The following is an 11,819-nucleotide window of genomic DNA, read 5'->3' as shown; positions in this document are numbered from 1 at the left end:
CGAACGCGTGCATAAGAACGGTCTTTCACCTAGTCGGACCAAGCGGGGAGGGTGCGCACCTGCGAATGGCCTATGCGGTGGTCACCGGGGAGGCCGTTCATCGGATGTGATGCCTAACGTCTTCGATAAGCACACCGGTTCAGGAACGATCGGGAGACGCCATGCCCAGACCACGCCACCGACTGGTGACCACCTGCGTCGGCACGGTCACGGCCGGGCTGCTCGCCAGCGGCGCCGCCCTCGCGGCGGCCCCCGGGGAGGACCGGTCCGGGGACTCCGGTATCGCCATGGGCGCCTATCTCGACTACGGGCCGTCCGGGGTCGCCCGGATTCCGCACCTGTCGCGCTGGCTGGGCGGCAAGGAGATCAGGGTCGGTCACACCTATCTCCCCGGTGACGTGTGGTCCAACATCGAGGGCGGCCCCGGCTTCCTGGACAGCTGGGCCGCGTGGCGCCGGGCCCGGGACAACCGCCTGTTCGTCCTCAACGTGCCCATGCAGGAGCGCAACGAAGCCCGCGTCCCGGACCGCCAGGTGGCCCAGCTGATCAGGGCGGGCGCGCAGGGCCGGTACGACGGGCACTTCAGGAAGCTCGGCGAGCGGCTGGTCTCGCTGGGCGTCCCGGACACGGTGATCGTGCTCGGCTGGGAGATGAACGGCACCACCTACACCCACCGCTGCGGCCCGGACCCGGAGAACTGGAAGGCGTACTGGAAGCGCGTCGTCACCACCATGCGCACGGTGCCCGGACAGAAGTTCAGGTTCGACTTCGCCCCGAACCGGGGCACCGACGCCATCGCCTGGACCAGGTGCTACCCGGGTGACGACGTGGTCGACATCATCGGCATGGACTCCTACGACCAGGACCCGGGCCGCACCTTCGACGAGCAGGTCGGCCAGCCGTACGGGCTCCAGCAGCACGTCGACTTCGCGAAGGAGCACGGCAAGGAGATCTCCTACCCGGAGTGGGGGCTGTTCCGGCACGGGGACAACCCGGAGTACGTCCGGCGCATGCTGAAGTGGATCGAGCAGCACCGGCCGCTCTACCACACCATCACCGACTACTGCCCGCACGGCGTGTGGCAGTGCAAGCAGAACCCGCTCTCCGCGAAGGTCTTCCGCGACGCCCTGACCCCGCAGCGCCCCGGCCCGGTGATCCCGACCCCGGTGATCCCGACCCCGGTGATCCCCACGCCGGTCGTCCCCACCCCCGTGGTCCCGACCCCGGCCGTCCCCACCCCCCAGATCCCGACCCCGCAGATCCCGACCCCACAGGTGCCGACCCCACAGGTGCCGACCCCACAGGTGCCGACGCCCGCGATCCCCACCCCGCAGATCCCGGTGCCCGTCGTCCCCACGCCGCAGATCCCGGTGCCCGAGATCCCGGTGCCGGAGGTCCCCGTACCGCAGCTCCCGACGCCCGAGGTGCCGCTCCCGGCCGCCCCGGACCCCGTCGTCCCGAGCCCGCCCGTCCCCGCGCCCGCCCTCCCCGTTCCCACACCGGCCGGACCCGCACCGGCCGGACCCGCACCGGCCGGACCCGCACCGGCCGTTCCCACACCGGCCGTTCCCACACCGGCCGGACCCGCACCGGCCGGACCCGTCCCCGTGCCCACGCCCGCCGTTCCGGCGCCGAAACCGCCCGCGCCGGCGAAGCCGCCCGTCAACAGCACGCTGTGGTGCGTACCGCTCAACTTCGGCGAATGGCTCTCCAAGCTGGGCGGCACCCAGTCGGTCTGCGTCAAGCTCGACTGGGGCAAGAACTCCGGCCTCTGGCCCTTCTAGTGCCGCGTCAGCCACCAGGGCGTGGTGCGGCGCCCCGCCGCCCGGGCCGGGCGGCGGGGCGGGGGTGGCGCGCGGCCCGCGCACCGGCCTCACCGCACCCGCAGTTCGTTGAGCCGCGCCCGCCAGTCCCGGGCGGCCGGCAGCGCCTCCCGCAGCGCGCCCACCGCCCGCTCGCGCCCCGCCACCCGCGACTCGTGCAGCCGCAGCAGGGGCGCGAGCGCGTCCGTGGCCAGCAGGAACCGCTGGTTGACGACCGTCTCGGGCCGCCAGTGGTTCTTGTACGGTTCGCTGCCCCGCAGGAAACTCACCACCGGGCGGCCCTCCGCGAGCGCGCGCCCGGCCTCGTGGCGCAGCAGCAGCGCGGCCACGTCCACCTTCCGGTCGCGCAGCTCCGGATCGGCGCCGTAGAGGTAGCCGCCGCTCAGTCCGGCCGACAGCAGCGTGACGTTGGCCGCGACCACCTCCCCGTCCAGCCGGAACTCGGTCAGCCGCCCCTCCCCGGCCCGCACCATCCGCCGGGTGGCCCGGGTCAGGTGTTCGGCGAAGCGCGGCCTGAGGTGTTCGGGGGTCACCCCGCGGCCCCGCCACTGCTTCTCGTGCAGCCGCAGCAGCGTCCGTACGGCCGCCGGGACCTCCGCCTCGGTGACCTCACGCTCCTCGATCCCGGCCGCGTCGGTCTTGCGGAGCTTGGCCCGGACCCGCTGGGCGCCGGAGGCGGGCATCCGCTTGACCAGCTCGTCGAAGGGGAGCGCGGGCAGCTCCATGCAGGTGGAGTCGGCGAGCCTGCTGCGGGCCCCGGGCCACTGCCCGTACAGCGCCTCGGCGGCGGCCCCCGGGCGCACCTCGCGCAGGTCCACGACCGCACCCCGGGCGGCCCGGTGCAGCCCGCGGGCGAGCGCCGGGACGACCTGGCCGGCGTGGTCCGCGGCGACCAGCACGTCGAAGTAGTCGGTGATCGGGCCGCCGAGCGGCACCAGCAGCGGCAGCGGCCGGTGGACGAGGGTCAGCGCGGCGGCCCCGGCCAGTTCCCCGCCGCGCCGGACGAGGACGATCCGGAGCCTGCCCTCCTTCCCGTACGACAGCCACCAGGAGTGCAGCCAGGCGTGGCTCTGGAACGGGGTGGCGGTGGGACAGCGGCGGACGAGCCGGTTCCACGGCTCCTCCAGCGCGGCGAACTGCCCGGGGTCGCGGCACAGGCTCACCGTCAGGGCCGCCGCGGGGGCGGGGCCCGCGCTCATCGCGCGGACTCCTTCTCCTTGGTCCCGGTGTGCTCGCCCTGGGCCGGGAGCGAGGCGTACTCCTCCACGGCGGGCCCGTCCCCGGCCGGGCGCGGCCGTCGTCCCCGGCCGGGCCCGGCCAGCAGCCACAACCCGCCGAGCAGCCCGCCCGCGCACAGGCCGACGGCGCCGCTGAGGGGGGCGGAGGCGGAGGAGGGCCCGGACGGGGCCACGGCCTGACTGAACAGCAGCAGCCGGACACCGGTGTTCTTGGCGGCCTGGTTGCCGCTCAGGGAGAGCGCGTCGGCGACGGCGTTGGCGACGTCGGCGGCCTCGGCGGGGCTCCTGCCGGTGCCGGTGACGGCGATCATCGGGGACTCGGGGGAGGTCTCGGCCCGGACCTGGTTCCGCAGCCGGGCGGCGGGGACGCCCGCGCGGGGCTGCGCGTAGGCGAGGACGGAACCACCGGTGGCGATGCGGCCGTACGCCTGGGCGAAGCCGAGGGCGGTGGCCGGTTCGGTGGTGTCGTCGGGCACGGCGACGACATAGCTGGTGGCGGTGTACTCGGGTGCCTTGAGCAGCCCGTACGCCCCGCCCGCGGCCAGCCCGAGCAGGGCGCAGGCGGGCAGCGGCCACCACACGGGCGGGGCCACGGGCCACCGCCGGGCCTTCTTCTGCGGCTGCTGCGACTTCTGCGGCGGCTGCGGCTCCTGCGGGCCGGGGCCGGGGTCGGGCGTCTTCTGGTCGGCGGTGTCGGCCATGGGCGTGCTCGCTTCCTGGGTGGGGGTTCCTTCGGGTCCCGGCCGGGACCTGGCGGTACCGGCCGGTGGAGGACGGATCGACCGGAACGGGTCGACCGGGACGGATCGACCGGGACGGATCAGCCGGGACGGCCCGGCCCTCGCGGTGCGGCCGGGGCATGGGCCGAGGGGGCCCGCGCCCCCCGCGGGGCCGCCAGCGCCAGGGCGTACACGTCCTGGAGCAGCGCCGCGCTGCGGGCGATGTCGTAGCGGCGGACCACCGGCGGCGGGGGCAGCCTGCGCGCGCCCGCCACCATGTGCCCGCGCAGCGCCGCGACGAGTTCCCCGGGTCCGGCGGCGATCCGCCGCGCGCCGGGCGCCTCGGCGGCGGGCAGGTCGTCGACGGCCGGGCAGGTGACGTGCAGGACGGGCAGCCCGGCGGCGAGCGCCTCGACGACGGCGAGCCCGAACGCCTCCTCCCGCGAGGGGGAGACGAAGACGTCCATGGCGGCCAGCAGGGCCGGAACGCCAGGCGTGCGGCCGTCCGGGCCGTCGCCCAGCGGGTCCCGCTCCCCCAGCAGGTGGATGCGGTCCTGCGCGCCGAGGCCCGCCGCGAGCGCGCGCAGCGCCGCCCGCTGCGGCCCGTCCCCGGCCAGCACCAGGTGGGCCCCCGGCAGCCCGGCGACGGCCCGGACCAGGACGTCGAACCGTTTGCCCGGGACCAGCCGGCCGACACCGCCGACGACGAAGGCGTGCTCCGGCAGCCCCGTCCGGGCCCGCGCGGCCCGCCGGACCTCCGGGACGAAGCGGAAGCGGGCGGCCTCGATCCCGTTCGGGACGACGTGGACGCGCGCGGCGGGCACCCCCCAGCCCTCCAGCCGGGCCGCCACGGTCTCCGAGACGGCCACGGTCGCCGCGCCCAGCCGCTCACCGGCCAGGTAGAGCGCGCGGACCCCGGCCGACAGCGGGCGGCCCTCGATCTCGGCCCCGCCGAGGGAGTGTTCGGTGGCCACGACCGCCCTGACGCCCGCGAGCCGGGCCGCGGGGCGCCCGTACACGCAGGCCCGGTAGAGGTGGGTGTGGACGAGGTCGTAGCGGCCCGCGCGGATGAACCGCGCCATCCGGGGCAGCGCCCCCAGGTCCCGGTTGCCCCGCATCCCCAGGTGGACGACGCGGACCCCGTCGGCGCGCAGCCCCTCGGCCACCGGTCCGGGGTTGGTCAGGGTCAGCACGTCGCAGGGGCCGGGCAGGTGGCGCAGCAGGAGCCGCAGTTGCTGTTCGGCGCCGCCGATCCCCAGGCCGGTGATGATGTGCAGCGCCTTCACCGGCGCACCGCCCGCCGCAGCCCCCGCACCTGGTGGCGCAGGAGCTTGAGCCGCAGCCGGGCGGCGCCGTCCGCCTGGCTGACGTGCGTGCGCGGCAGGGCGTACGGGCCCGTGAGGTGGCCGGGGTCGATGGCGCAGGCGTAGCCGTACCCGGCCTCCCGGGCGGCCTCCACGACCCGGGCGTCGAGGTGCCCGTACGGGTAGCAGAATCCCTCGGGCAGGGTGCCGGTCAGTTCGCGCAGCAGGTCCCGGCTGCCCCGCAGTTCCTGCTGGAGCACGTCGTCGGTGGCGATGGTGAGGTCCTGGTGGAGGAGGCCGTGCGAGCCGATCTCCTGTCCGGCGGCGGCGACTTCGCGGATGCCCTCGGCGGTGAGCAGGGACTTGCGGGGGCCGAGCGGGTCCCACACGTTGTCGACGCCGAGCCGGCCGGGCAGGACGAAGAGGGTGGCGGTGCAGTCGTGGCGCAGCAGCAGGGGCAGCGCGTGGGTGAGGAAGTCGGTGTAGCCGTCGTCGAAGGTGAGGCCGACGAGCCCGTCGCCGCGCCCGGCGGCCAGCGCCCGCAGCAGTGTGCCGACGGAGACCCCGCGCAGGCCCCGGGAGCGCAGCCAGCGCAGCTGGTCCGCCAGGGCGCGGGGGGTGACGGTGATGCCGTACGGGTCCTCGGAGGGGTCGGTGAACTCGGTGACGGAGTGGTACATGAGGACCCATGGCGGGGCGGTCCGGTGGGCGGGAACCTGGGCGGCGGGTGCCGCGCCGGTGTCAGCGGACATGGCGGAACCTCTGGGTGAGCTGGGAGATCTGGGCGGGCAGGGCGGTGATTTCGAGCGCGCGCACGGCCAGGCCCGAGGCCCCGAACATGGCCGGGACGAGGAGGCAGCCGAGGGCGGCGCTGAGCAGGGGGTCGGGGATCATCGGTCCCGCGATCCAGCCGGTGGCGCAGGCGGCCGTCGCGGCGAGGGCGAGGCGGCCGATGCTGACGGCGACCCGGCGGACCTCGATGGAGACGATCCGCGAGCCGAGTCCGGTGAGCAGCAGGACGGCGGTGGCGGAGATGCCGACGGCGTTGGCGGCGGCGATGCCGTAGATGCCCCACCAGCGGGCGGCGAAGGCTCCGGCGGCGATGTTGACGAGGAGCCCGGCGCCCATCGCGAGCGCCGGGAACCAGGTGGGCCGGGCGGTCGAGAAGAAGGGCCGGCTGAGGGCGCCGACGAGGCAGTGGCCGAGGAGTCCGAGGCCGTAGACGCGCATGACGGAGGCGGTGGCGAGGGTGTCGCGGTGGGTGAAGGCGCCGCGTTCGAAGAGGACTTCGACGATCTGGGGCGCGTACCCGATGACGAGGGCGGTGCCCATCAGGACGGCGAGGGAGGCGAGGGCGAGGTCGCGCTCGACGCGGCGCCGGGCCTGTTCCCGTTCCCCGCCGGCCATGGCGCGGGCGACGACGGGGAAGGTGACGGTGCAGATCATCAGGGAGAGGACCATCGGCATCTGCGCGACCTTCTGCGCGTAGTTCAGGTGCGAGATGGCGCCGGGTGCCAGGGAGGCGGCGAGGAACCGTTCGACGAGGACCTGGGACTGGCGGAAGACGGCGAAGAGGACGACGGGCGCGATGACGGCGAAGGCGATCAGGGTAGGCCGGTCGCGTCCCCGGCGGCCTCGGGGGGCGCCCGCGGCGCGGCGCGGGCGGGGGCCGACGTGGCGCAGGAAGGCGGGGAGCTGGACCAGGGCCATGAGGAGCCCGCCGACGGCGACCCCGGCGGCGGCGGCGCGCACGCCCCACAGGGTGTGCAGGGCGACCATGGTGGTGATGATGCCGACGTTGTAGGCGACGTAGATCGCGGCGGGCGGGACGAAGGACCGGTGGGCCCGCAGCGCGGCGCTGAAGTACCCGGCGACGCCGAAGGTGAGCACGGTGAACGCGGTCAGCCGGGTGCACTCCACGGCGAGTCCGGGGTCGGGCAGGCCGGGTGCCAGGACGGCGACGACCAGGGGCGCGGCCACCATCAGGACGGCGGCGACGGCGGCCAGCAGGACGGCGAGCCGCGGCAGGGTCGCCCCCACCAGCAGTCGTACGGGGTCCTGGTGGCGGGCTTGCGCACCGGCGGGTCCGGCGGGTCCGGTCGCCGGGTCGGCGGCCCGGCGGGCCAGGGCGTGGCTGAAGGCGGGGACCATGAGCAGCGCCATGGCGTCCTCGATGAGGAGCGTCGAGGCCATCTCGGGCACGGTCCAGGCGATCAGGAAGGCGTCGCTGTCGTGCCCGGCGCCGAAGAGGTGGGCGATGGTCTGGTCGCGGAAGAGGCCGAAGACCGCCCCGGCGGCGGTCAGTCCGGCGGTGACGGCGGCGGCCCGGGCGAGGAACCGCCCGAGCGGGGCGGACCCGCTCCCGCCGGCTCCGTCCTCGCCGCCGCCGTCGGGGCCGTCGCCCCCGTTGCCGTCGGGGCCGGGGCGCGGGGCGGGCGGTCCCTCCGGGATGTCCGGGGCGCCCCGGGTGTGCGGGGCCCGGGGGACGTGCGGGGTCCTGACGGTGGTGTCGGTTCCCGCCCGGCCGCGTCCGGGGGCCGACACGCGTCCGCCGCCCGCGCCCCGGAGGGTGCGGGCGGCGCCCCCGGTGCCCGGCCGGGGGCCGGGGGTGCCCGGGATGTGGGCGGGGCCCGCCCCGGCCGGGGGGCCGGGTGCGGGCCGCCAGGGTGTCGTGTCGGTCACCGGCCGCCCGCACCCTCGGGGGCCCGGCCCCACGGGCCGGTCCCGGGGGGCGCGGCCGGGGCGGCGGGCAGGGCCCACCAGGCGGCGAGTCCGAGGATCACCCCGGTTAGGACGGTGGTCGGGCCGCCGATGTCCGCGTAGAGGAAGTCGGTGAGCTGCCACACGAGCAGGCCGAGCGCGATCAGCCCGCAGTCGCGGACGGGCCGGGCCGCGGACAGGTGGCGGCGTACCCCGGCCACCAGCAGCACCGCCCAGCCGCCCGCCAGCGCGACGAGCCCGGTCAGGCCCTGCTCGCCGAGGACGAGCAGGTACATGTTGTGCGGGGAGAGCAGCGGCTGACGGACGTACGCCTGGCCCGCGCCGGCCGTGTCGCTGCCGGAGGAGAGGGCGAGCGAGGAGTGGCCGTCCCGGTGGGCGGGGAAGCCCTTCAGCCCGACCCCGGTGGCCGGGTGGGCGCGCCACATGGACGCGGCGGCGGCCCACATCGTGTAGCGGTCGGTGACCGACCGGTCGGGGGCGCCGGCGACCTGGGTGATCGAGGTGAGCCGTTCGCCGACCAGTTGGGAGCCGACCCCGAACCCGCCCACCAGGACCACCGCGGCGGCGGTCAGCGCGGCCAGGACCTTCAGGGCGCGCCGGATGCCGGAGAGGACCATCACGAGCACGGCCGTGGCGAGGGTGGCGATCCAGGAGCCCCGGCTGAAGGACAGCAGCAGCGGCACCGTGAGCAGCAGGGCGGCGGCCCCGGCCGCCCGCCGGATCTTCGGCCCCAGTGCGGGGGCGAGCGCGGCGGCGGTCGCGACGATCAGCCCGTAGGCGACGACCGTGGCCATGCCCATGACGTCCCCGGGGCCGAAGGTGCCCACGGCCCGGATGTCCGCGCCCTGGTAGGAGGCCCCGGTGCGGGTCGCGTACTGCACGACCCCGACGGCGCCCTGGACCAGGGCCAGGACCACGAAGCACCCGGCGGTCAGCCGGAACTCCCGGGCGTCGCGCACCAGCAGCACCACGGCCGCCGGGACCAGGACGAAGACCTGGAGGTAGCGCACGAAGCCGGGCAGCGCGGTGGACGGGTCCACGGCGGTGACGGTCGCGACGGCGAGCCCCACGACGGGCGCCCCGAGCACCAGCACCCCCAGCGGGCCGGGCACCCGGACCCGGCCGCGCAGCGCCTGGACCGCGCAGACGAGGACGAGGACCAGCGAGGCGGCGTCGGCCGGCCCGGCCTTGCCGACGGCGGTCGCGTCGCCCGCCGGGAGCGGGGCGAGGAGGAAGAGGACGGTCGCGGCGAGCGGCAGCAGCGGCCAGTGCCGGCGCAGCGGGCCGGGGAGCCCGGCCCGGACGGTGCCGGGGACCGCGGCGAGGCTCATCAGCTGCCCCCCAGCCGGAAGCGGAAGAAGGAGGCGGCGGTGCGGGCGAGGATCCACAGGTCCTGCCAGAGGGACCAGGTGTCGATGTAGTGGTTGTCGAAGCGGGCCCGGTCCTCGATGGAGGTGTCCCCGCGCAACCCGTTGATCTGGGCGAGTCCGGTGATGCCGACGGGCATCCGGTGGCGGGCCTCGTAGCCGGGGTGGAGGGTGGAGAACTTGGCGACGAAGAAGGGCCGTTCGGGCCGGGGGCCGACCAGGCTCATGTCCCCCCGTACGACGTTCCACAGCTGGGGCAGCTCGTCCAGCGAGGACTTGCGCAGGAACGATCCGACAGGGCTCATCCGCCGGTCGCCCGCGACGGTCCACCGGGTGGCGGCCTCGTGCGCGTCGGCGCGCAGGGTGCGGAACTTCAGCAGGGTGAAGGGGCGCCCGTAGAGCCCGGCCCGCTCCTGCCGGAAGATGACGCCGGGCCCGTCGCAGACCCGTACGGCCAGGGCGCAGGCGGCCATCACGGGTGCGGCGGCGAGCAGGGCGAGGGAGGCCAGCGCGGTGTCGACGAGGCGCTTGGCCCGGCGTTCCAGGGGCCGGGCGGGGCGGGGCAGCAGGGGCTGGACGGCGTATCCCCAGAGCTGGTCGGCGGGTTGGGCGACCCGCGTGCCGGTGACCTTGGCGGTTCCGGCGGGGTCGGCGAGCCAGAGCCGGCAGCCGTGGTCGTGGAAGAGGCGGACGAGGGCGGCGGTGTGCTCGTCGGCCTCCGGCGGGCGGGTGAAGACGGCGTGGCGGACGGAGTTCTGGATGACCGCGCGCCGGATGTCCTCGTGGGTGGTGAGGACGGGCAGGAAGGCGCCGTCCCCGTCGGCGGCGCCGGCGAGGCCGACGGGGCGCAGCCCGTACTCGGGGCGCCCGTGCAGGGCGGCGGCGACGGCGCCCGCCCCGGCGGCGGGTCCGGCGACGAGCGCGGAGGCGGGTCTGCGCAGGGCGGCGCGGCGCCGGAGCCGGTTGACGGTGCCCCGGCCCGCGCACGTCAGCGTGGTCTGGAGGCAGACGGCGCTCAGCAGCGTGCTCCAGCCCAGGGCGCGGGCCGGGGCGAGGGCGGCCAGCGCGGCGGCGGCCGTGCACCACAGGACGGCGGACCACCCGGCCAGCGCGGGCAGTTCGAGGAGGGCGGAGGGGGCGAGCCGCGGCCGGTAGAGCCCGGCCCGCGCGTGCAGGGCGGTGAGCAGCGCGGCGACCGCCAGGGCGGCGAGGGCGGGCAGGGCGGGTGCGGGCAGGACGGTGACGGTGAGGACGGCGGCCAGCGCGTCGGCGGTCAGCAGCGGGGCGGCCCCGTCGTGGCGGCGGACCCGCCGGGGCCGTACGGCGGCCCGGGTCTGCTCGGCCCTGGGCCGGCGCGGGGGGTGGACGGCGGTCACGGAGCGGCGGACGGCGGTGGTGCCGGCGGGCCCCGTGCCGCCCTGCCCGGTGTGCCGGGCGGGTGCGCTGTCCATCGTCATAGGCTGATGCGCTCCTGGTTCGAGGGCCGGGGCCTGCCCAGCAGTTCGTGGTACAGACCGGTGACCGCGTCCGTGGTCCGCCGTACGTCGAAGTCCGTACGGGCGTGCTGCCGGGCCTGTTCGCCGAGTTCGGCGAGCAGCCGTGGTGCTCCGAGCAGCCGTCCCAGGGCCTTGGCCAGCGCCGTCGGGTTCTCCGGCGGCACCAGGCAGTGGCGGCCCTGGCCGGGCGGCAGGCTCTCCCGGGCTCCGCTGACGTCGCAGAGCAGGACGGGGCTGCCGCAGGCCATGGCTTCGAGCGGGGCGAGCGCCATGCCCTCCCACCGTGACGGCAGTACAACGAGGTCGGCGGCGCGAAGCCACGGCCGGACGTCGCGGGCGGCGCCGGCGAAGAGGACTCCGGGCGGGGCGGCGCGGCGCAGCCGTTCGGCGTCGGGCCCGTCGCCGACGAGCGCGAGCCGGGCCCCGGGGACCGCGGCGAGCAGCTCCGGCCAGGCCCGGAGCAGGAGGTCCTGCCCCTTCTGGGGGCAGAGGCGGCCCACGCAGACGGCCAGCGGTCCGTCGCCCCGGAAGGCGGCGGGCAGCGGGAGTCCGGCGCGGGCGCGGGCCCGGTCGTGGTCGCGGTCGGGGCCGCCGGGGCGGAAGTGTCCGAGGTCCACGCCGTTGCGGACCACCGACCAGCGGGCGGTGATCCCCTCGGCGGTGCCGGTGCGGCGCTCGGCCTCGCTGACGCAGAGCACCCGGTCGGCCCAGCGGGCCCCGAACCGCTCCCAGCGCAGGGCGAGCGCGGCGGTGGCCCCGCCGACGGCGTCGAAGGACCAGGCGTGCGGCTGGAAGACGGTGGGGACGCTCCCGCGCACGGCGAGCCGTCCGGCCAGTCCGGCCTTGGCACTGTGGGCGTGCAGGACGTCGGGCCGGACCCGGCGGACGAGGTGGCGGGCGCCGAGCACCTCGGCGGGCAGCGCGGGTCCGGGCGCCCGCCCGGCCCGCCAGGTGAGGACCTCGGCCCCGGCCTCCCGGGCCGCGTCGGCGAGCTGTCCGCCGCGCGGGCAGCCGACGACGGCGCGCAGGCCCGCGGCGGTCTGCGCGCGGACGAGGTCGGCGACGACCCGGGCCACCCCGCCCTCCACGGGCTGGACGAGGTGGAGGACGGTCACGCGTGGTGCGGTCGGAGGCTGTGTCGGCACGTGGTT

At 76.7% G+C, this 11,819-nt stretch carries 9 protein-coding genes; 1 reads left to right on the top strand and 8 read right to left on the bottom strand.

Features of this window, described 5'->3' with window-relative positions:
* Positions 1–161: 161 nt before the first annotated feature.
* Positions 162–1,784, top strand: a complete 1,623-nt coding sequence (locus tag ACIA5F_RS25590) for a glycosyl hydrolase (RefSeq protein ID WP_399356811.1) — start codon at positions 162–164, stop codon at positions 1,782–1,784.
* A gap of 89 nt (positions 1,785–1,873) precedes the next feature.
* Here ACIA5F_RS25590 and ACIA5F_RS25585 read toward each other — a convergent pair whose 3' ends face one another.
* The 8 genes from ACIA5F_RS25585 to ACIA5F_RS25550 all read right to left on the bottom strand — a co-directional run bounded on the left by ACIA5F_RS25585 (position 1,874) and on the right by ACIA5F_RS25550 (position 11,813).
* The gene (locus ACIA5F_RS25585; protein ID WP_399356809.1) at positions 1,874–3,022 is read right to left on the bottom strand and encodes a GNAT family N-acetyltransferase; all 1,149 of its coding nucleotides are present in this window, start codon (positions 3,020–3,022) and stop codon (positions 1,874–1,876) included.
* Positions 3,019–3,762 (bottom strand): lipopolysaccharide biosynthesis protein, encoded by a 744-nt coding sequence (locus tag ACIA5F_RS25580; RefSeq protein WP_399356807.1) that lies wholly within the window; start codon positions 3,760–3,762, stop codon positions 3,019–3,021. Before ACIA5F_RS25580 ends, ACIA5F_RS25585 begins: the two co-directional genes overlap by 4 nt.
* Before the next feature lie 119 nt (positions 3,763–3,881).
* The gene (locus ACIA5F_RS25575; RefSeq protein WP_399356805.1) at positions 3,882–5,066 is read right to left on the bottom strand and encodes a glycosyltransferase; all 1,185 of its coding nucleotides are present in this window, start codon (positions 5,064–5,066) and stop codon (positions 3,882–3,884) included.
* Positions 5,063–5,836: a polysaccharide deacetylase family protein gene (locus ACIA5F_RS25570; protein WP_399356803.1), complete on the bottom strand. Its 774-nt coding sequence runs from the start codon at positions 5,834–5,836 to the stop codon at positions 5,063–5,065. Before ACIA5F_RS25570 ends, ACIA5F_RS25575 begins: the two co-directional genes overlap by 4 nt.
* Positions 5,826–7,766, bottom strand: coding sequence for a murein biosynthesis integral membrane protein MurJ (gene murJ, locus ACIA5F_RS25565; RefSeq protein ID WP_399356801.1), 1,941 nt, complete (start codon positions 7,764–7,766; stop codon positions 5,826–5,828). Before murJ ends, ACIA5F_RS25570 begins: the two co-directional genes overlap by 11 nt.
* Positions 7,763–9,136, bottom strand: coding sequence for an O-antigen ligase family protein (locus tag ACIA5F_RS25560; protein ID WP_399356799.1), 1,374 nt, complete (start codon positions 9,134–9,136; stop codon positions 7,763–7,765). Before ACIA5F_RS25560 ends, murJ begins: the two co-directional genes overlap by 4 nt.
* Positions 9,136–10,629, bottom strand: a complete 1,494-nt coding sequence (locus ACIA5F_RS25555; protein ID WP_399356797.1) for an exopolysaccharide biosynthesis polyprenyl glycosylphosphotransferase — start codon at positions 10,627–10,629, stop codon at positions 9,136–9,138. The genes ACIA5F_RS25560 and ACIA5F_RS25555 overlap by 1 nt, the downstream gene beginning before the upstream one ends.
* A complete protein-coding gene (locus ACIA5F_RS25550) occupies positions 10,626–11,813 on the bottom strand; it encodes a glycosyltransferase (RefSeq protein ID WP_399356795.1) in 1,188 nt (395 codons plus the stop codon). The genes ACIA5F_RS25555 and ACIA5F_RS25550 overlap by 4 nt, the downstream gene beginning before the upstream one ends.
* Positions 11,814–11,819: the final 6 nt, after the last annotated feature.

Source organism: Streptomyces sp. NPDC051567 (assembly GCF_044454165.1).
In the GTDB taxonomy this organism is placed as follows: domain Bacteria; phylum Actinomycetota; class Actinomycetes; order Streptomycetales; family Streptomycetaceae; genus Streptomyces.
Note: the sequence above shows the minus strand (reverse complement) of the source record. Positions and strands in the feature narration are given on the sequence as shown.